21 protein-coding genes are annotated in these 18478 nt (G+C 68.3%); 13 read left to right on the top strand and 8 right to left on the bottom strand.

Annotated features, from left to right (window positions below; translation table 11 throughout):
* Window positions 1-22 precede the first annotated feature (22 nt).
* From AB0F51_RS00600 to AB0F51_RS00585, 4 genes are all read left to right on the top strand, one after another.
* Window positions 23-640, top strand: a complete 618-nt coding sequence (locus tag AB0F51_RS00600; RefSeq protein WP_360271860.1) for a DM13 domain-containing protein — start codon at window positions 23-25, stop codon at window positions 638-640.
* A 272-nt stretch (window positions 641-912) separates the two neighbouring features.
* Window positions 913-1764, top strand: coding sequence for a DUF4037 domain-containing protein (locus AB0F51_RS00595; RefSeq protein WP_360271857.1), 852 nt, complete (start codon window positions 913-915; stop codon window positions 1762-1764).
* 10 nt (window positions 1765-1774) lie between these two features.
* On the top strand, window positions 1775-2245 hold the full coding sequence (locus AB0F51_RS00590) for a YbaK/EbsC family protein (protein WP_360271854.1): 471 nt from the start codon (window positions 1775-1777) through the stop codon (window positions 2243-2245).
* A 102-nt stretch (window positions 2246-2347) separates the two neighbouring features.
* Entirely contained in the window at window positions 2348-2632 is a 285-nt protein-coding gene (locus AB0F51_RS00585) for a DUF1905 domain-containing protein (protein WP_360271851.1), read from the top strand.
* A gap of 6 nt (window positions 2633-2638) precedes the next feature.
* On the opposite strand, the gene AB0F51_RS00580 is transcribed toward AB0F51_RS00585, so the two are convergent.
* Together AB0F51_RS00580 and AB0F51_RS00575 are read right to left on the bottom strand one after the other, a co-directional pair.
* Complete coding sequence (locus AB0F51_RS00580; RefSeq protein ID WP_360271849.1) at window positions 2639-3436, bottom strand: hypothetical protein; 798 nt, start codon at window positions 3434-3436, stop codon at window positions 2639-2641.
* Window positions 3437-3442: 6 nt separating this feature from the next.
* Window positions 3443-5374: an N-acetylmuramoyl-L-alanine amidase gene (locus tag AB0F51_RS00575; protein ID WP_360271846.1), complete on the bottom strand. Its 1932-nt coding sequence runs from the start codon at window positions 5372-5374 to the stop codon at window positions 3443-3445.
* Window positions 5375-5512: 138 nt separating this feature from the next.
* On the opposite strand from AB0F51_RS00575, the gene AB0F51_RS00570 reads away from it, so the two are divergent.
* From AB0F51_RS00570 to AB0F51_RS00560, 3 genes are all read left to right on the top strand, one after another.
* Window positions 5513-6124: a DUF4126 domain-containing protein gene (locus AB0F51_RS00570; RefSeq protein ID WP_360271843.1), complete on the top strand. Its 612-nt coding sequence runs from the start codon at window positions 5513-5515 to the stop codon at window positions 6122-6124.
* On the top strand, window positions 6124-7431 hold the full coding sequence (locus tag AB0F51_RS00565) for an NAD(P)/FAD-dependent oxidoreductase (RefSeq protein ID WP_360271840.1): 1308 nt from the start codon (window positions 6124-6126) through the stop codon (window positions 7429-7431). Before AB0F51_RS00570 ends, AB0F51_RS00565 begins: the two co-directional genes overlap by 1 nt.
* An 86-nt stretch (window positions 7432-7517) precedes the next feature.
* The gene (locus tag AB0F51_RS00560; RefSeq protein WP_360271837.1) at window positions 7518-9728 is read left to right on the top strand and encodes a UvrD-helicase domain-containing protein; all 2211 of its coding nucleotides are present in this window, start codon (window positions 7518-7520) and stop codon (window positions 9726-9728) included.
* Here AB0F51_RS00560 and AB0F51_RS00555 read toward each other — a convergent pair.
* The gene (locus tag AB0F51_RS00555; protein WP_360271834.1) at window positions 9725-10255 is read right to left on the bottom strand and encodes a histidine phosphatase family protein; all 531 of its coding nucleotides are present in this window, start codon (window positions 10253-10255) and stop codon (window positions 9725-9727) included. The two genes, AB0F51_RS00560 and AB0F51_RS00555, sit on opposite strands and share 4 nt — an antisense overlap.
* Window positions 10256-10334: 79 nt before the next feature.
* Window positions 10335-11249, bottom strand: a complete 915-nt coding sequence (gene metF / locus AB0F51_RS00550; protein WP_360271831.1) for a methylenetetrahydrofolate reductase [NAD(P)H] — start codon at window positions 11247-11249, stop codon at window positions 10335-10337.
* Window positions 11250-11306: 57 nt separating this feature from the next.
* Between metF and AB0F51_RS00545 the strand changes: the two genes are divergently transcribed.
* Window positions 11307-12380, top strand: a complete 1074-nt coding sequence (locus tag AB0F51_RS00545) for a polyprenyl synthetase family protein (RefSeq protein WP_360271828.1) — start codon at window positions 11307-11309, stop codon at window positions 12378-12380.
* 3 nt (window positions 12381-12383) lie between these two features.
* Here the strand turns inward: AB0F51_RS00545 and AB0F51_RS00540 are convergent, their stop codons facing one another.
* Window positions 12384-12779, bottom strand: coding sequence for a helix-turn-helix domain-containing protein (locus AB0F51_RS00540; RefSeq protein WP_360271825.1), 396 nt, complete (start codon window positions 12777-12779; stop codon window positions 12384-12386).
* Window positions 12780-12844: 65 nt separating this feature from the next.
* Between AB0F51_RS00540 and AB0F51_RS00535 the strand changes: the two genes are divergently transcribed.
* A complete protein-coding gene (locus AB0F51_RS00535) occupies window positions 12845-13507 on the top strand; it encodes a DUF2071 domain-containing protein (protein ID WP_360271822.1) in 663 nt (220 codons plus the stop codon).
* Here the strand turns inward: AB0F51_RS00535 and AB0F51_RS00530 are convergent.
* From AB0F51_RS00530 to thiE, 3 genes are read right to left on the bottom strand one after another with little or no spacing between them, the layout of a single operon-like run.
* On the bottom strand, window positions 13485-13913 hold the full coding sequence (locus AB0F51_RS00530) for a barstar family protein (RefSeq protein WP_360271820.1): 429 nt from the start codon (window positions 13911-13913) through the stop codon (window positions 13485-13487). The two genes, AB0F51_RS00535 and AB0F51_RS00530, sit on opposite strands and share 23 nt — an antisense overlap.
* The gene (locus AB0F51_RS00525; protein WP_360271817.1) at window positions 13910-14347 is read right to left on the bottom strand and encodes a ribonuclease domain-containing protein; all 438 of its coding nucleotides are present in this window, start codon (window positions 14345-14347) and stop codon (window positions 13910-13912) included. The genes AB0F51_RS00530 and AB0F51_RS00525 overlap by 4 nt, the downstream gene beginning before the upstream one ends.
* Window positions 14344-15009, bottom strand: a complete 666-nt coding sequence (gene thiE / locus AB0F51_RS00520) for a thiamine phosphate synthase (RefSeq protein ID WP_360271814.1) — start codon at window positions 15007-15009, stop codon at window positions 14344-14346. Before thiE ends, AB0F51_RS00525 begins: the two co-directional genes overlap by 4 nt.
* Window positions 15010-15068: 59 nt before the next feature.
* Here thiE and thiO point away from each other — a divergent pair, with 59 nt between their 5' ends.
* The 4 genes from thiO (at window position 15069) to AB0F51_RS00500 (ending at window position 18426) form a co-directional block, all read left to right on the top strand.
* Window positions 15069-16223, top strand: a complete 1155-nt coding sequence (gene thiO, locus AB0F51_RS00515; RefSeq protein WP_360271812.1) for a glycine oxidase ThiO — start codon at window positions 15069-15071, stop codon at window positions 16221-16223.
* Window positions 16220-16420 carry a sulfur carrier protein ThiS gene (gene thiS, locus AB0F51_RS00510; RefSeq protein WP_360271810.1) on the top strand — a complete coding sequence of 67 codons (201 nt, stop codon included), beginning with the start codon at window positions 16220-16222 and terminating at the stop codon, window positions 16418-16420. The genes thiO and thiS overlap by 4 nt, the downstream gene beginning before the upstream one ends.
* Window positions 16421-16429: 9 nt before the next feature.
* A complete protein-coding gene (locus tag AB0F51_RS00505; protein ID WP_360271807.1) occupies window positions 16430-17206 on the top strand; it encodes a thiazole synthase in 777 nt (258 codons plus the stop codon).
* 230 nt (window positions 17207-17436) lie between these two features.
* The gene (locus AB0F51_RS00500; RefSeq protein ID WP_360271805.1) at window positions 17437-18426 is read left to right on the top strand and encodes a LysM peptidoglycan-binding domain-containing protein; all 990 of its coding nucleotides are present in this window, start codon (window positions 17437-17439) and stop codon (window positions 18424-18426) included.
* Window positions 18427-18478: the final 52 nt, after the last annotated feature.

The raw sequence follows: 18478 nt of genomic DNA, 5'->3' as shown, positions 1-18478 counted from the left end.
ACCGAAGAACTGGAGACGATCGATGCCGAGAACCCGCCGCCGCACCCTGGCCGTCGTCACGGTGGCAGTCGCCGCCGTGGTCGCGGCCGTCGCGCTGCCGCTCTTCCAGCCTTGGCGGCTCTTCACCGGCAAGGTGGTCGACGAAGCGCTCCCGGGCGCCGATCCGATCTCCATGACCACATCCTCGTCGGCACCACCGACAATTTCTGGCGAGCGAAGCAACACCCCCGCCACTCCCCCGGCGAAGACCCCCGAGACCGGCTCGACAGCAACTCAGCCCACCGCGCCTCAGCGCGTGGCCACCGGTCGCTTCATCAGCCACGAACACGACACGAGCGGGACCGCCTCGATTCTCAAGCTGCCCAACGGCTCGCGAGTACTGCGCCTGGAAGGCCTGGCCACCTCGGACGGCCCCGACTTGAAGGTCTGGCTCACCGACGCCAAGGTCGTCGCGGGCAAAGGCGGCTGGCACGTCTTCGACGACGGCAACTACCTCAATCTGGGCAAGCTCAAAGGCAACGCCGGCAACCAGAACTACGTCATCCCGCCGGACGCCGACCTGACCGCGCTGCGCAGCGTCTCGATCTGGTGCGACCGCTTCAACGTCTCCTTCGGCGCCGCGGAGCTGGCGCCGGCCTGAGCGTCCGCGCACCGAAAACCGGGTGTGGCCGGTCCACACCCAGAACTAGGGTCAGCCCCATGACGCCGGCCAGCGACTCCCCCTCGTCGCCGGAGCCAGCCGCGTTTGTTTCGGCTCGGGAGGTCGGGGCGGGGTTTCATGAGGAGGTTGTGCGGCCGCTGTTGGGACACACGCCTTACGCGGCGGGGTTGCTCGGGTGGGGGTCGGACGTTCTTGGGTATGACACGGCACGCTCGACCGACCACGGGTGGGGGCCTCGGCTGCATGTGTTTGTGGATGCGCATGAGGTCGATCGGGTCAGCAGGGCGATCGACAGTGGGCTGCCGTCGGAGTACCGGGGGTACGCCGTGCGGTTCGGTTGGGACGCTCAGGAGCCGGTGCACCACGTCACGGTGACCACCGTTGACGCCTGGCTCGAGGAAGAGCTTGGGGTGCTCAACGGGCGGCATCTGAGTCTCCACGACTGGTTGGTGACGCCGCAGCAGAAGTTGCTCGGAGTCGTGGCCGGTGCCGTGTACGCCGATGACGGCCGTCTGCAGGTCGTCCGTGATGCGCTCCGCTGGTACCCCGATGACCTGTGGCTCTGGATTCTGGGTTGTCAGTGGTCCCGGATCGCTCAGGAGGAGGCGTTTGTCCAGCGGGCCTCAGAGGTGGGTGACGAGCTCGGTTCGCGGGTCGTGGCGGCGCGGTTGACGCGCGATCTGATGCGACTCGCGTTGCTGATGGACCGCAGCTACGCGCCCTACACGAAGTGGCTCGGTACTGCGTTCGCGCGCCTCGGCCATCCGGATGGCCTGGATCGCGATCTCGAGCACGCCCTGGCCGCGGACACCTTGGCCGATCGGGAGCGGGCGCTGACGACGGCGTACGAGAAGGTCGCGCTCCGGCACAACGAGTTGAAGTTGACCGAGCCGGTCGATCCGGTGCCGCGTCAGTACTTCGACCGGCCGGCGATGGTGCTAGGCGCCGGGCGGTTCGTGGCAGCGTGTCTGGCGGCTGTGAGGGACGCGCGGGTCAATGAACTCCCAGGGCTGGTCGGCGCGATCGACCAGTTCGCCGACAACACCGACGTACTCAGCAATCCGGCTGTGTACCGCAAGCTGATCAGCATCTACGAGAAATAGGATCTTGCCCGTGAGCACTCATCCCAATGTCCAACTGGTGGCGGACGCGCTGGCAGCGGCCGGTGCCACCGGCGAGATCAAGATCCTCGACGACGCGGTGCCGACGGCGGCCGCCGCGGCAGCCGAACTCGGGTGCGAGGTCGGCGCGATCGCGAACAGCCTGATCTTCGACGGCGACGGCTCCCCCGTGCTGATCCTGACCTCGGGCGCGCATCGGGTCGACACGGCCAAGGTCGCCGCGGAGCTCGGCATCGGCAAACTGCGCCGGGCAACACCGGAGTTCGTGAAGGAGCACACCGGACAGGCGATCGGTGGCGTCGCGCCGGTCGGGCATCCGCGCCCGGTGCGCACACTGGTCGACACCAGCCTCGACCAGTACGCCGAAGTCTGGGCTGCTGCCGGCATCCCGCATTCCGTCTTCCCGACCACGTACTCCGAGCTCCTCAAGCTGACCGACGGCACCCCGATCACCGTCAACTGACAAACCAAAGCTGACCGGAGCGATGATTCCCGCGGCCGGCGGGAGTCTCATCTGTTGACCGGGCCACGGTGGCCCAGTCAACAGACGGATGGGAGCCGGCAGATGGCCAAGGAACAGGGATCGCTCGATCACGCGTTCGTCGCGGCGCTGGAGAAGGACGGGGCGTTCGCCACGTTCCTGACCGTGCCGGACTCGGCCGAGGTGCTCGGGACGAGACGCGCGGTGAGGGTGAGCGGGACGATCGACGGGCATCCGTTCGATGCCACGCTGATGCCTTCGGGTGACGGGCCGCACTGGATGCCGCTGCGCGTTGCCATCTGCAAGCAGATCGGCAAAAGCCAGGCAGGCGAGGAGGTCGAGGTGCACCTCACCCAGCGGCACACCTGACCTGCTCTAGCGCAAGAGGTCGGAGATGGCAGAGCGGACGAAGCGGCGCGCCAGGAAACCACGCCGGGCGGGCCACAGCACGCCGCCCGAAGCTGGCGCGCTGCCAGAAGCGGAAGCGGCCCCAACGGCAGCGGAAGCGGCCCCAGCGGCAGCGGGACTGTAGCGGCGGTGGGTGATGTCTTGTACTACGGACAGCGGGGCGCCGAGCGACGGTAGGAGGTCCAGGGCTTCGCGTTTGGTGATGAGGCGCCCATCCGTGAGGGTGACTCTGGCTCGGGCGACGGTGATCAGGCCGAGGTCGACCCAGATGTCCGCCAGCCACGGCTTCCGCTTCGCGCTGGCCGGATACCAGAAGTTCTCCAGGTCGTCCCGGATGAACGCGACCAGCTCGGCATCACTAGTTGCCGGAAGCAAGGAAGTGGGCGCGGGCCCGTAGAGACTCAGATCGCCGAGTTCGAGCTCCCGCCGGGTGACCGCGCCCACCGGCCGTTCGAAGTACCGCTGCTGAGCCCAGGTCGGATGCGGCCGCGACGCATCGGCCAGCTGATCGACCTGGACATAACTGCAGTGCAGGCCCGTCGCCAACGGATGCGACGCCTCCAGTGAGCGATGGAGGGCCTGCAAAGCCTCGGGATCCGTGATCGGCCCGTCGAGGACGGCGACCAAATCCAAATCGCTCCGCCCAGCCTGGAAATCCCCCAAGGCCAGCGATCCGTGGACCCAAAGGGCACGCAACGGCACAACACCGGGCAGGGACGCGAGGAAGCCGTCCAGCAAATGCTGGACGGCCTCATCACCAGCCAACAACTGTCAGTGACCCACTCTCAAGTCGACGTCGGCGGCTCGGACGTACGCCATCCGGTGGCCGAACCAGATCTGGTAGTAGCGGTCCTTGCCCAGCACCTGCACGTGGTCCGTCGGCGGCTGCCCGTCGAAGGTCGTGGCGCGGTAGTAGTCCGTCTCGATGAGTGCGTCACCCACCGGATAGGCCTGCCCCGCTCCGATCGAGTACTGCAGCGGCGTCACCGTCTGGTAGGGAATTCCAGCCGGGTACGCCGACTCCTCCGGGTAGGCCCGCCCATAGACCGGCACAGACGTCTTCCCGGCCTTCGGCTTCACCACAAGACCCGGCTTGGCAAAGGCGTCCGGCGCACTGGCAGGACTCTTGAACCAGGCCTTGGCCCCCAGGTACCAGATCGCCACCCAGTCACCCGAGCGCTCGGCCACGACGTACTGCGAACCAGCAGCCGCCCGTGCTCCGATGTCCGAGACCTGTGTGGTGCTGTCGGCGCCGTTCGGCCGGAGACCGATGTCCTTGACCAGCGGAGCAGCGTCGTCCGGCGCCTGGCGCAGGTAGACGAAGTTCGAGCCCTGCGGCGTGCAGGGCACCCCGGCGGTCGTGCAGCTGGTGATGACCTGCTGGTTGTCGGCGAAGCCCGGCTTGATCGTCACGACCGTGCCCGGCTTCACCGGGAACACCTGGTGGTCGTAGATCGGTGCGCCCAGCAGGTCGAAGTAGTGCTCCCAGTCCCAGTACGGTCCCGGGTCCCAGTGCATGCCCCGGACCGTCGTCGGCAGCGTGCCCGGTACCTGGTCGTGGCCGATGATGTGCGCCCGGTCGAGCGGGATGTTGTTCTGCTTCGCCAGGTACTTCACCAGCTTGGCCGAGTTGCGGTACAGCGCCTCGGTGTACCAGGTCGCGCCCTGGGCGGCGAAGCCCTCGTGCTCGATCCCGATGCTGTGCATGTTCACGTACCAGTTGCCGGCGTGCCAGGCGACGTCGTTCCAGTTCACGTGCTGCCAGGTGTACCCGTCGGACGAGCGCATCGTGTACTGCCAGGACACGTATGTCGGGTCCTGCACCATGTTGAGCGTGCCCTGCCAGCCACCCTCGGTGTCGTGGATGATGATGTAGTCGATCTTGCCGGTCTTGGGCCGGTTCGCCTTGTCGTGGTTGCCGTAGTCGCCGTCGGTGCCGTTGAGCTGGTACGGCGCCGGCAGCCACTCACAAGCGAGGTCAGTCGGACACTGCGCAGCACCGTCGGCCGCCTTGCGCGCCGGACCGGCCGGCAGCGCGGTCTTGGCCAGCTGAGACTTGTCAGGCGTCACCTTGACCGCAGGCATGACCAGCTGCTGCCCAGTGTTCGTAGTACGGGCAGCACCGCGGGCGAGGATCGTGTAGACGTCGTCTGCGAAGGCAGCGGCGCTAGTGCGGTCTGCGGCACCGGAATAGGTGCTCACTGCGCCGTACCAGTCAGCAGGAGAGGTAGAAGCGCCGACAGGCAGGTCCATCGAGCGCTGGTACGACGCCAGCAGCGCGGCGCCTCCCTCGATGTTGGCCGCAGTGTCGTTGCGCAGTGCAACCGGGTCGATTCCGGTCAGGTCGGCCGCCTTGTAGAGCGTCAGCAACGACTCACCCTTGGCCAGCTTCATGCCGGTCGAGCGGTCCACCATCGTGCCGGGAGGAGCCGCGGTGAGGTGCATCGGCCCGAAGCCGCCCGACGTGCTCGACTTGCCCTGATGGTCGTCCCAGCGGGTCTCCGCATAGGAGACAGCCATCAGCACGGACTCCGGTACGCCGTACTTCGCTGACGCGGCACGGAACGCCTCGGCCGCCGCGGCGGAGGCCGGCCCTGGACTGGCGGCGGTCGCCGCGGGTGGACCAAGAGACGACACGCCGGTCATGCTGATGGGCAGCGCTACCGCTGCGAGTGCGGCGAGAATCTTCGGACGACGACGCATGTTCAGTTCTCCCTGACCTGAGGGGACGACGGTCACGCGGACCGGCAACCCGTTCACTCTGGGTCGAGGAGTTCGCGATGTCAACGGTTAACCAATTTTGAGGTCAGAGTGTTCGATTCTGACAACAGGTGAGGGGTCATGGAAGCGTTGCCGTTGGCGTTCACGACGGGCTGGGCGAGTGGCATCAACGCCTACGCCTGTGTGCTGATCCTGGGCCTGCTCGGCCGGTTCGCCGATGTCGACGACATCCCCACCGCGCTGACCGGCAACGGCGTGCTGATGGCCGCCGGCGTCCTGTTCGCGTTCGAGTTCGTCGCCGACAAGATCCCGTACATCGACTCGGCCTGGGACACCATCTCCACGGTGATCCGGCCGACCGTCGGCGCGATTCTGGCCGCCCTGCTGTCAGGCGAGGCCAGCACTCTCCACCAGGCGGTGATCGCCACCACCGGCGGCGTGGTCGCGCTGGTCTCCCACCTGGTGAAGTCCAGCCTGCGGCTGGCGATCAACACCTCCCCCGAGCCGGTCACCAACATCGCCGCCTCGTCCGGCGAGGACGTGGCCGTCGCCGGCGTCGTCACGCTCGCCGCGTTCCACCCGACCGCCGCCCTGATCATCGCCGCCAGCCTGCTGCTGATCGGCCTCGTCTCCGTGTACTTCGCGTTCCGCGCGATCCGCCGGGGACTGGCCAGGTTCCGGGCCTGGCGCGAGAAACGAAGCAATCCAGCAACGGGGAGCAGTGCAGTCTGATGGCCCGCGTGATCGTCATCGGGGCCGGCCTAGCCGGTCTCGCCACCGCCGTACGGCTGGCCAAGCTCGGCCACCAGGTCACCGTCTGCGAGAAGGACGACCGCTTGGGCGGCGCCCTCGGCCGGGTTGACGCCGACGGCTTCTCCTGGGACGCAGGAGCAGCCAGTACTACGCTGCCGGCCGCCCTGCGCGACCTGTTTCGCAAGAGCGGCCGCCCGATCGAGAGCCTGGCCCAGCTGGAGCCAATCACTGAACCCAGGCGGCACCTGTTCGGTGACGGATCAGTGCTCGACCTGCCGGTCGGAGATCGCGCCGCCCAGCTCGAGGCCTGGACGAACCTCGCCGACGACAAGACGGCGCAGCAGTGGACCGCACTGGTCGACAAGTACGGCGAGACCTGGCAGATCCTCCGCAAGGCCTCGCTGGAGCCGCCGCTGATGGACAAGCTGCCGCTGACCGCCGTCCGCAGCCTCAAGCCGTGGCAGTCGCTAGAGCGCACAGCCCAGCGCAGCCTCGACGACGAACGCGCCCGCGCAGTACTGCGGTACTACGCCATCCAGCACGGCTCCGACCCGAAGCTCACCCCCGGCTATGTCGGGGTCTGGTCCTACCTGGAGCGCACGTTCGGCCGCTGGACCATCGAGGGCGGATTCGGAGTACTGGCCGACGCCCTGGCGCAACGAGCCAGCGAGCGCCGCATCGACGTCCACACCGGCACAGAGGTGGTCGGAGTCGACACCAACCACGGCCAGGTGACAGGAGTCAGGCTGGCCGACGGCAAGACGCTGCCGGCCGACGTGGTGGTCAGCGACATCGATCCACGGGACCTCTACGGGCAGCTGGTCGACGACACGAAGGCCAAGAAGGTCCGGCGCCAGGTGCTCTCCACCCATCAGGCGCAGGCGGCGTACGTCGTCCACCTCGGCCTGCGGGAGCCAGTACCGGCCCTGCCCTTCGAGACTGTCCTGCACGGCAGCCCGACGGTGGTGGTTCGCACTGGCGGCCAGGCACCGGCCGGACACCAGGCGTGGTCGGTACTGGTCCACGGCTACCCCACAGACGACGTACTGGACCTCCTGGTGGCTCGTGGTCTACACATCCGCGAGAAGGTGGTTTCGAGGCAGACCTCCCCCTCCTGGTGGGCCGGAGTCGCCTGGGAGGGCTACAAGACCGCAAGGCGACGGGCCTCGAACATTTCCCCGATCAAGGGCCTGTACTGCGTAGGCGCGGGCGCCCACCCGGGCGTCGGCGTACCGGCGACAGCTCTCGGTGCGGCGATCGTCGCGGACGCGGTCGGCAAGGCTTGATCACGGCGCACTAAGATTGATCGTTCATGTGTTCCGTGCCGGGACCAACTCACAGATGGGCGGGCCCGGCAGTAGAGAGGACCCCGGTGGATCAAACCCCCACATCGACCGATCTGGAGAACGTCGAGCGCGCTGAGCTCGAGGCCGAGCAGCAGCACGTCGACCGGGTCTACACCCGAGTCGCCGAGGCCGCCCGGTCCGCCTCCCGGATCGCGGTCGAAGGGCACCAGCGCGGTCAGGCGCAGAACGTCGGCCGCGTCCGCGACGAGGAGCAGACCGGCCTCTACGAGCGCGACGTCCTGGTGTTCGCCGCCGCCCGCCGGATCGCCGAGCTCGACGCCGAGCACGAAGGCCTGGTGTTCGGCCGGCTCGACTCCGACCAGGGCGACGAGACCGAGCCGGTCGCGGCCGCGGCGGAGCTGGAGAAGCTGTACGTCGGCCGGATCGGCGTCCGCGACGCCGAGTACGAGCCGCTGGTGATCGACTGGCGCGCCCCGGCGGCCGAGCCGTTCTACCGTGCCACCGCGACCGACCGGCTGAAGGTCGTCCGGCGCCGCGTACTGCGCAACAAGGGCCCGCGGATCGCCGGGCTCGAGGACGACCTGCTGGCTCCGGACCGCGCTCCCGCCGACCTGCCCGTGATGGGTGAAGGCGCACTGATGGCCTCCCTGTCGCGGGCTCGTGGCCACACGATGCGCGACATCGTCGCCACCATTCAGGCCGAGCAGGACGAGGCGATCCGGGCACCTGCCCGCGGCGTCACCGTCATCGGCGGCGGCCCTGGCACCGGCAAGACAGTGGTAGCACTGCACCGAGCCGCCTACCTCCTGTACTCCGACCGCAGGCGTTTCGAGCGCGGCGGCGTCCTGGTGGTCGGCCCGTCGGCGGCCTTCATGGCCTACATCGAGCGGGTCCTCCCGAGCCTCGGCGAGAACACCGTCTCGCTGCGGGCAGTGGGCGAGCTCGTGGACGGCGTACGGGCGACTGCTGTCGACGACGCCGACGTAGCCGCCGTGAAGGGCTCGCTGCGGATGCGTGGCCTGCTCTCGCGAGCAGCCCGCGACCGGGTGCCCGATGCGCCCACCAGCCTGCGGATCTTCGTCAACGGCGCCACCGTCGAGCTGGACGCGAACCAGCTCGACAACGTCCGCCGCAACGCGTTGCGGCGCACGCCTCGCAACCGGGCCGCTGCTGAAGCCCGCAAGGGGCTAGTGGCCGCCCTGTGGCAGCGGTTCCCGGACGACCTTCGCAACGGCGTCTACGGCGACCGGGAGTCGTTCGGCGACATCGCCACGGACCTGCCCGCCTTCAAGTCGTTCTTCGCCGCCTGGTGGCCAGTACTCACCCCTGGCGCCGTACTGCGCTGGCTGGGCGACTCCCGGCGCGCACAGCGATGGGGGCGGGGTGACTTCACTCCGGCCGAGATCGACCAGCTGTCGGCGGCAATTCGCAGTACCGACGAATTCACCATTGCGGACGTCGCATTGCTCGACGAGCTCAGCACACTGCTCGGCAGGCCGCCAGTAGTCGAGGCGGGCAAGGATGAGGAGTTCGACTGGCTCGAAGGGCTCTCGGACGGGGTCAACGAAGTACTGACGACCTCTGAGCGACGTGCCCGTGCAGTGGCGGCAGCAGACGCCGACGAGCCGGACGAGTACGCCCACGTGCTGGTGGACGAGGCACAGGACCTCTCCCCCATGCAGTGGCGCATGGTGACGCGCCGCGGTCCGCAGGCGAGCTGGACGATCGTTGGCGACCCTGCGCAGAGCTCCTGGCCCGACCCGGCCGAGGCGCGTGCCGCGATGGACTCGATGCTGTCGCACCTGCAGCGGCACACGTTCCGGCTGTCGACCAACTACCGGAACTCGGCGGAGATCTACTCCTTCGCCGGCCAGGTGATCCGGCAGCAGATCCCGGACGCCGACCTGCCGAACGCAGTACGGCAAACCGGCGTGGAGCCCGAGCACCGGATCTTCGACGCGGACAAGGTCGCCGAGGCAACAGCCGACGCGGCTGGTGAGCTGCTCCAACTGGTCGAGGGCACAGTCGGCGTCATCGTGCCGCCCAAGCTGCGCCCGGTGATCGACCCGGTCCTCACCGAACTCGGGGACCCCCGCGTGGTCGCACTGAGCCCCCTGGACTCCAAGGGACTCGAGTACGACGCCGTCGTGGTCGTCGAGCCGGACCGGATCGTCAGCGACACCCTCGGCGGCGTCCGAGCCCTGTACGTCGTCCTGACCCGGGCCACTCAGCGCATGGTCACCATCAACAGCACGACCCGCTGGTTGCCGAGCTAGCCGCGCGGAATCACGTAGTCGACGAGGTCGGCCTCATCAGGAGCGAGGTCGGCCCAGCGGCTCGTGTGGTGCAGCACCGCCAGGCCTGAGGTCGGGTACTTCTGGGTGAGCTCGACGCGGTTCGGGCTGGTGCCGTCGAGGGCCAGCTCGTCCGCGAGCCACGGGATGCCGGGCGCGTGGCCGACGATGACCACGGTCCGCAGCTCGGCCGGGACGTCGTGGATGACATCGAGCAGTTCCTCGGTACCGGCGCTGTAGATGCGCCGGTCGTACCAGATGTCGGTGGCGATCGCGCCGGCCTCCGCGGCGTACTGCCAGGTCTCCCGGGTGCGGATCGACGGCGAGCACAGGACCAGGTCAGCCTCGATGCCTTGGGCAACCAAATAGCGGCCGGCCGCGGCGGCGTCGGCCCGGCCGCGGTCGGCCAGCGGCCGGTCGAGGTCGGGCATCGATTCGGGCGGCACCGCCTTCGCGTGGCGCAGCAGCACCAGGGTGCGGTCGATCAGGAGGTCGGACGGATCAGCCATCGGCCCAGGATAGGGCGTCGACCGCCGCCGGCGCCCGGCCGCAGCTCTGGTCAACCCACCGTCGGTTGCAGGCCGGTCCTCAGACCACGGTCGACTGCAGGTTGCGATACACCTGGCGGGTCGCGGTCGACCGGTTCAAGGTGATGAAGTGGATGCCCGGCGCACCGCCGGCCAGCAGCCGGTCGGACAGCTCGGTGGCGATGTCGATGCCCACCGACCGGACCGCCGCCGGGTCGTCCCCGACCGCGTGCAGCCGATCCGTGACGGCCGTCGGCAGCGCCATCCCGGTCAGCTCGGCCATCCGGTGGATCTGCTTGAGGTTCGTCACCGGCATGATGCCCGGCAGGATCGGAATGTCGCAGCCCAGCGCCGCGACCCGGTCGACCAAGCGGAAGTAGTCGTCGACGCCGAAGAACATCTGGGTGATCGCATAGTCGGCACCCGCGGCCGCCTTCGCCGCGAGGACTCGGGCATCGGTTGTGAGGTCGCTTGCTTCCGGGTGCTTGTCGGGGAAGGCCGCGACGCCGACGCAGAAGTCGCCGAGCTCCTTCACCAGCTCCACCAGCTCGACCGCGTGGTTCAGGCCTTCGGGATGCGAGACCCAGGGCTGCGACGGGCCGCCCGGCGGGTCACCCCGCAAGGCGAGCACGTTGCGGACACCCGAACCGGCGTACGCGCCGATGACCGAGCGCAGTTCGTCGCGCGAGTGCGACACGCAGGTCAGGTGCCCGAGGGGCGTCAGCGAGGTGTCCTGGGCAACGCGCTCGGTGACCCGGATGGTGCCGTCGCGGGTGGTGCCGCCGGCGCCGTACGTGATCGACACGAAGGTCGGCCGCAGTTGCTCGATCTCGCGGATCGAGCGCCACAGCACCTCCTCGGCCTCCGGAGTTTTGGGCGGGAAGAACTCGAACGAGAAGGAGGGTTCGCCGGTCGCGAGCAGCTCACGGATCGTCGGCGTGTTGCCGGGGAGCGTGGACGGGAGACCGGTTGCCATGCGGTCAAGGCTACCGGGGCGTGGGCGACGGCGCCCGGACCGACTACTCTCCGAGACGTGTATGCCGACGCGGACATCCCGACCGAGATCCAGCGCACGCTGACCAGCTTCCTGGACATCCAGCAGGAGAGACTGGCCGCCATCGGACCAGAGCTCGAGGAGCAGGTTCAGGCGGCCCGGGACGCGACCAGCGGCGGCAAACGCCTGCGTCCGTCCTTCTGCTACTGGGGTTTCCGGGCAGCGGGCGGCGATCCCGAGCAGCAGCCGATCCTGAAGGCGGCAGCCAGCCTGGAGATGCTGCATGTCAGCGCCCTCGTCCATGACGACGTGATGGACTCCTCCGACGTACGCCGGGGCGCACCGGCCGCGCACCGGCGGTTCGAGGCGCTGCAACGAGCCCGGTCGGAGAAGAGCGGCAGTGGCGGCGACCCGGTCGGGTTCGGGATCGGTGCGGCCATCCTGCTCGGGGACCTGTGCCTGATCTGGGCCGACGAGATGATGCACACGTCGGGCTTCGACGCCGCCTCGCTGGCCAGCGCGTCCAAGTTCTTCGACGCCGTCCGCGTGGAGGTGACGGCCGGGCAGTACCTCGACCTCGTCGCGCAGGCGTCGGGTGAGGCGGACATGGACCGAGCCCTGCGCGTACTGCGGTACAAGTCGGCCACCTACACCGTCGAGCGGCCGCTCCACATCGGGGCGGCTCTGGGTGGTGGCGGGCAGCACCTGATCGACTCGTTGTCGGCGTACGGGCTGCCGTTGGGTGAGGCGTTCCAGTTGCGGGACGACCTGCTCGGGGTCTTCGGCGATCCGGCGCTGACCGGGAAGCCGGCCGGCGACGATCTGCGCGAGGGCAAGCGGACGGTGCTCACGGCGTACGCGGTGGAGCACGCGTCGGAGGTGCAGCTGGTCGAGTTCGACCGGCTGTTCGGGCGGCCTGATCTGGACGACGACGAGATCCAGCTGCTCCGGGAGATCCTGCAGGACAGTCGCGCGGTCCAGGCGTGCGAGGACCTGATCACCGAACGCACCGAGGACGCCCTTGACGCGCTCGACCGCGCCCCGATCGACGACGAGACCTCCCGCAAGGCTCTAGCCGACCTCGCGATCGCGGCGACCGCACGGCACCTGTGACGGTCAGGCCTTCGCCAGCAGGCTGATCAGCCGCAGCAGCTCGGCGGTCGCCTCGGGATCGCCGAGGACGATCAGCTTGAGGCTGCTGCGGTCCTCGTCGTACGCCGACTCGACCCGTGCCTGCCCGAGGCCGCCCTGGCCGATCGCTGTGCCGAGGTGCGTGCTGATCCGGTCGGCGTCGGCCTGGTCGATCGCGTCCACCTGCACGATGCTCGTCACCTCGACATGGCGCTCGCCCTCGCCCACCGCTGCACCCGTGAAGGCTTTGAGGTCCTCGCGGCTGATCCGGTACTGCTTGCCGATCCGGACCGCGTCGAGCTTCCCGTCCCGGATGTAGTTGCGGACCGTCCGCACGTGCAACCCCAGCTGATCCGCCACCTGTTCGACCGACAACAGCACGCTAGATCTCCATCACATACCTTAGAATTCCCTATAGTTAACCTCTCAGGGAACGATAGAGCACTTTGAGCATCCTCCGACAGAAGTGGCTCGACCTGTCCTTCATCCACTGGGCCGTCGAGCCGGTCACTGTCGCGCCTTTCTTCCCGCCAGGCACCAAACCCGACACGTTCGAGGGCAAGACGTACGTCGGACTGGTGCCCTTCCGGATGGTCATGCTCAGGTCGTTCCTAGAGACCAACATCCGCCTGTACTCCGTGGACAGCGCCGGCCGGCAAGGAGTGGTCTTCCTCAGCCTCGACGCCAACTGGCTTCCGCTGGTCGTGGGCTCCCGCGCCACCCTGGGCATCCCCTATCGCCGGGCGCGCATGCGGCACCAGCAAGACGGCGGCTGGCACACCTACACCTCGACCCTCCGTTGGCCGCACGCCAACGCCAGCAGCAAGATCGAGACACAGGTGGGCGAGCAACTGGAGCCAGGTCCGCTGGAGCACTTCCTGACGGCCCGCTGGGGTCTGCACCTCCGCAGGGCCGGCCGCACCTGGTACATGCCCACTGACCACCCGCCCTGGGTCCTGCACCGAGCAGAGCTCATGGGCTTCGAGGACCGGGGCCTACTCGCCTCTGTCGGACTGGGCGAGCTCAGCCAGCGCCAGCCAGACCACGTGGCCTTCAGCGCCGGAGTACCGGCTCGGTTCGGGCTGCCTAGAGGACCGGTACTTCGCTGACCCGGTCCGGTACGTCGTCCGCCTCGCGGAGGACGACCCGCAGTTGGCCGGACTCGTTCGCGTCCTCGGCGAAGATCTGCAAGGCGACATCGATCGTGTCGCGGTCGTGGTCGAGCAGCTCGCGCCAGCCCTCCCACAGGACGATCTCCGGCTCGCCGGTCGAGCGATCGCCGAGCGAGTCGGCCAGCGCGTCCCAGTTGCGGCCGAACCAGCGCGGCAGGTCGAACGCGGTCGCACAGACGTCCAGGAAGCCGGTCTTGTCGTGGACGCTCGTCGTGTCGAGCAGGACGAAGTTCCAGCCGGCGTCCTCGACGTCACGGCGTACCTGGTCGGTGGTGAGGTCTGCCTTCCAGCGATAGACCCCCGGCCGCAGGCCTTTGGTCAGCAGCGTGCGCAGCTCAGTCATCCGTCGGTCCCCCCGTCCGCCTGGATCCGGCGGAACGACTTGTAGTGATCGTCGGTGTAGTAACGCTCATCGCCCTTCCCTGTCACGATCCTGCGGGCGCCGCGATCGTTCTCGCCGGGGGTCTTCACGGTGAACTCGTGGTAGTACCCCGTCTCCTGCTTCGGCAGGATCTTCTCGAAGTTCTTGAACACGACACCGTCCCGCCGGTACGGGTACGGCCCGCCCTTGTCGATCAATTCGAGCGTCTGCCGGGCCTCCGGGGGAAGGTCGGCCACGGCCACATAGGCAAGGCCGCTGACCGGGTCCTTGGTCGGCTTGTCCTCGGTTGTCGCGCCAGAAGCGCCACAGCCGAACAGGGACGCGGCCAAGGTGATCACCAGCATCGCGACCACGACGGCGGCGACGATGCGGGCCGCCTTCGGGTTGTTGATCATCCGGCGCTCCGCAGTCGCCGGCTGAACTCCCCTGCCGCCGCGGCCGGGTCGTCCGCCTCCGTGATCGCCCGTACGACGACCACCCGGTTCGCGCCGGCCTCGATGACCTGGTCGAGCCGGTCGAGGTCGATCCCGCCGATGGCGAACCACGGCTTGACCGGCTGGCGACTGGCGGCGTACGAGACGAGTCCGAGGCCGGCGGCGCTGCGGCCGGGCTTGGTCGGGGTCTCCCAGGTCGGGCCGACGCAGAAGTAGTCGGAGCCCTGCTCGTCGACGGCGGCGTTCACCTGACTGAAGCTGTGCGTGGAGCGGCCGATGACCGGCTCCATCCCGGTGATGGCTCGCGCCGCGCGGACCGGCAGGTCGCGCTGGCCGAGGTGCAGGATGTCGGCTCCCGCAGCGAAGGCGATGTCGGCGCGGTCGTTGACGGCCAGCAGCTTGCCGTGCCGCTTGCAGGCGTCCGCGAAGACCTCCAAAGCCGCCAGCTCGTCAGCAGCCTCGAGTTCCTTCTGCCGTAGCTGCACGATGTCGACACCACCGCCCAGTGCGGCGTCCAGGAACTGCTCCAGGTCGCCCTGCTTCTCCCGTGCGTCCGTGCACAGGTAGAGGCGGGCATCGGCCAGTCGGTCACGCAATCCAGCGTCTGCGGTGTGCTCAGTCACAAGGCCAGCCTGCCATGCGCCCCTGCTGCCGCGGTGTCAGGCGTCGTAGTCTTGGCTGCATGGCTGAGCGAACCTGCGATGTCGTCATTGTCGGCGCGGGGCTGATCGGCCTCGCGACCGCCTGGCGCCTCGCTGCAGACGGTATCCAGGTGACGGTATGTGACCCGACACCCGGCAGCCAGACCTCTTCGGTGGCGGCCGGCATGCTCGCTCCCGTCACCGAGGTCGAGTACGGCGAAGACGCCCTGCTCGCACTCAACCTGGCCAGCGTCGCCGCTTGGCCCAGCTTCGCCGAAGAGCTGGAGACCCTCACCGGGCAGTCTGCAGGACTCCACCGGACCGGGACTCTCTCGATCGCGTACGACGCCGACGACGCGGCCGCGATCCACAGACTGGCCGACTACCAGCGCAGGCTCGGCCTGGAGGTGGAGGAACTCACCGGCCGCGAGGCCCGCAAGCGCGAACCCCTCCTCGCAGCAGGCGTCTCCGCCGGCATCTGGGTGCCCGGAGACCACTCCGTGGACAACCGCCAAGCAGTAGCGACCCTCTTGCGCGCCGTCGAGCTGACAGGGGTGCAGCTAGTCCGCCAACGCGTGAGCAGAGTTCTGGTAACTGGTACTGCGGCAGTCGGAGTCGAACTGGAGGACGGGACGGCCATCCACGCCGGCCAGGTCATCGCTGCAGCCGGTCCCTGGTCGGGACAGCTCGAAGGTGTGCCGGCAGAGCTGCGCGTGCCCGTACGGCCGCTCAAGGGCGAGATCCTGCGCCTCCGGGTACCGAAGGCCTACCAGCCGGCCCTCAACCACACAGTGCGGGCGACAGCGCGTGGCTTTGCCGTCTACCTGGTCCCGCGGCCCGGTGGCGAGCTGGTGGTTGGGGCAACAACTTCAGAGCTCGGCTACGACACCCGGGTGCTCGCTGGCGGAGTGTTCGCGCTGCTGCGGGATGCCCGGATGATCCTGCCAATCACCGACGAGCTGGAGCTAGTGGAAGCAGTGGCAGGCCTACGACCGGCTACACCCGACAACGCTCCGATCCTGGGGCCGTCCGGGCTTGACGGGCTGCTGTGGGCGACAGGGCACTACCGCAACGGAGTACTGCTGACTCCTGTCACTGCTCAGGTCCTCGCCGAGACAGTACGGACAGGCGTCGTTCCCGAACTGGCGGCACCGTTCCTGGCCAGCCGCTTCGCCGAAGTTAAGGTGACGCCATGAACGTGCTCGTCAACGGGAGTACCGAGCAGCTCGCGGCGGGCACCACCGTCGCCGAGGTGGTCGAGCGCTGGGCTCGCAGCCCGATCGGTGTGGCGGTGGCAGTGAACGAGGCCGTGGTGACCCGGACAGAGTGGCCCGGGACGACACTGGCCGAAGGCGACCGGGTGGAGATTCTCACCGCGGTCCAGGGCGGTTGAGGAGGACCCGTGAGTGACGACACCCTGGTGATCGCAGGTCGTGAGCTGACGTCCCGGTTGGTGATGGGTACCGGCGGCGCACCGAGTCTCGAAGTACTGGAGGAGGCGCTGGTCGCGTCCGGTACGCAACTGACCACTGTGGCGTTGCGGCGACTCGACCCGAATCAGCAGGGGTCCGTGCTCGACGTGCTGCGCAAGCACGACATCGCCGTACTGCCCAACACTGCTGGGTGTTTCACTGCTGGTGAGGCCGTGCTGACTGCCCGTTTGGCCCGCGAGGCCTTGCAGACGGACCTGATCAAGCTGGAAGTTATTGCGGACGACCACACCGCTCTGCCCGATCCGGTCGAGCTGCTGGATGCAGCGGAGACCTTGATTGCCGACGGTTTCACGGTGCTCGCCTACACCAACGACGACCCGATCCTGGCGCGCAGGCTTGAGCAGCTGGGCTGTGCCGCGGTGATGCCGCTGGGCTCGCCGATCGGGTCGGGGCTGGGGATTCGCAACCCGCACAACATCAGCATGATCGTCGAGGCGGCGAACGTCCCGGTGGTGCTCGACGCGGGCATCGGTACTGCGAGCGACGCCGCGCTGGCGATGGAGCTCGGCTGCGACGCGGTGATGCTGGCCACGGCCGTCACCCGCGCCGAGCGGCCGGCCCTGATGGCGGCCGCGATGCGCGACGCGGTGACCGCGGGCCGGAACGCCCGGCTGGCCGGGCGCATCCCGCGCCGGTACCACTCGGCGCTCGCCTCGTCGCCACTCGAAGGCCGCGCCTCGCTGTAGTTGCGGCGCTCTGGTTGCCGAGGGCTTCTGTTGGCCTCTTGTTGCCGTCGGCATCTGTTGCTGTAGGCAAGCGACTACGGAGCGTCGATCGATTGTGAAGTACAACCGTGTAGTTCAGCCTTAAATTGTAACCATTGCATTACAGCCGTAACAAGTGCCCCATGCGCACCTGTTGTCACATCTGTACCACCACTTACCGTCAAGGGACATTCACACGGGGAGATGGACAGATGCGCAACACGTGGCGAAAAGTCCTGCGGGTATCGACCGGCTTCACGGTCCCCCTGCTCGCGGCCGGGGTGATCACCGCCGGATCGCCCGGCTTCGGCCAGTACAAGGTGAAGAACGGTGACACGCTCAGCCACATCGCGGCGACGTACGGGACCGATGTCCGGACCCTGGTCGCGCTGAACAATCTGCCCGGCAACGGCAACGCGATCTACGCCGGCGAGGTGCTCAAGCTGCCGGGCAAGAAGACCACGGCCCGGGGCAAGGCGCGCTCGACCAAGCGCACGCAGGTCGGCCGCGTCACGTACGTCGTCAAGCCCGGCGACACGATCAGCAAGATCGCCAAGCGGTACCGCATCACGCAGGCCAACCTGCTGGCCGCGAACGGCTTGCGCCCACGCGACCACATCTACGCGGGCAAGCCGCTCCTGATCCCGGTGAAGGTGCACGCCAAGGCGGTCGCGAAGAAGAAGGCGACCAAGAGCAAGAAGCGGAACAACACCTTCGCGGGCCGCACCTACGCCGATCACATCGTCGACGCGGCCGACCGCAACCGCGCCGTACTGCGGAAGCGCAAACTCCCGACCCGCAGCCAGATGCGTTCGCTGATCATTTCGACGGCCAAGCGGCACGGCCTCGACCCGGAGCTGGCCCTGGCGATCTCCTGGCAGGAGTCCGGCTGGAAGCAGCGGGTCGTCTCCCCCGCCAACGCCGTCGGCGTGATGCAGGTGATCCCCTCGACGGGCAAGTTCGTCTCGAGTGTGGTGGGGCGAAAGCTCGACCTGCTCAAACCGCAGGACAACGTCACAGCCGGTGTCGTCCTGCTCAGCCGGCTGACGGCGGCGGCGAAACTCGACATCGCGGTGGCCGGGTACTACCAGGGCCTGGGCGGCGTCCGGCGGAACGGGATGTACCCCGACACCAAGCGGTACGTGCAGAGCGTCCTGCGCCTCAAGGGACAGTTCGAGAAGGGGTGGAACCCGGTCGGCTAGCCACCCCTTGGGCCGGATGCGGCGCGGCGACGGAGCCGCTGCCTTGCGCCTT

Source organism: Kribbella sp. NPDC023855, assembly GCF_040639475.1.
In the GTDB taxonomy this organism is placed as follows: Bacteria; Actinomycetota; Actinomycetes; order Propionibacteriales; family Kribbellaceae; genus Kribbella.
The sequence above is the reverse complement of the archived record's forward strand: the minus strand, read 5'-3'. Positions and strand labels throughout refer to the sequence as shown.

Excerpts from the sequence above, each read along its gene's own strand:
- metF (WP_360271831.1), bottom strand. The coding sequence starts at position 11,249 with ATGGCAACCGGTCTCCCGTCCACGCTCCCCGGCAACACGCCGACGATC.
- AB0F51_RS00585 (WP_360271851.1), top strand. The coding sequence starts at position 2,348 with ATGGCCAAGGAACAGGGATCGCTCGATCACGCGTTCGTCGCGGCGCTG.
- thiO (WP_360271812.1), top strand. The coding sequence starts at position 15,069 with ATGGCTGAGCGAACCTGCGATGTCGTCATTGTCGGCGCGGGGCTGATC.
- thiS (WP_360271810.1), top strand. The coding sequence starts at position 16,220 with ATGAACGTGCTCGTCAACGGGAGTACCGAGCAGCTCGCGGCGGGCACC.
- AB0F51_RS00570 (WP_360271843.1), top strand. The coding sequence starts at position 5,513 with ATGGAAGCGTTGCCGTTGGCGTTCACGACGGGCTGGGCGAGTGGCATC.
- AB0F51_RS00575 (WP_360271846.1), bottom strand. The coding sequence starts at position 5,374 with ATGCGTCGTCGTCCGAAGATTCTCGCCGCACTCGCAGCGGTAGCGCTG.
- AB0F51_RS00600 (WP_360271860.1), top strand. The coding sequence starts at position 23 with ATGCCGAGAACCCGCCGCCGCACCCTGGCCGTCGTCACGGTGGCAGTC.
- AB0F51_RS00530 (WP_360271820.1), bottom strand. The coding sequence starts at position 13,913 with ATGACTGAGCTGCGCACGCTGCTGACCAAAGGCCTGCGGCCGGGGGTC.
- AB0F51_RS00500 (WP_360271805.1), top strand. The coding sequence starts at position 17,437 with ATGCGCAACACGTGGCGAAAAGTCCTGCGGGTATCGACCGGCTTCACG.
- AB0F51_RS00565 (WP_360271840.1), top strand. The coding sequence starts at position 6,124 with ATGGCCCGCGTGATCGTCATCGGGGCCGGCCTAGCCGGTCTCGCCACC.
- AB0F51_RS00555 (WP_360271834.1), bottom strand. The coding sequence starts at position 10,255 with ATGGCTGATCCGTCCGACCTCCTGATCGACCGCACCCTGGTGCTGCTG.
- AB0F51_RS00525 (WP_360271817.1), bottom strand. The coding sequence starts at position 14,347 with ATGATCAACAACCCGAAGGCGGCCCGCATCGTCGCCGCCGTCGTGGTC.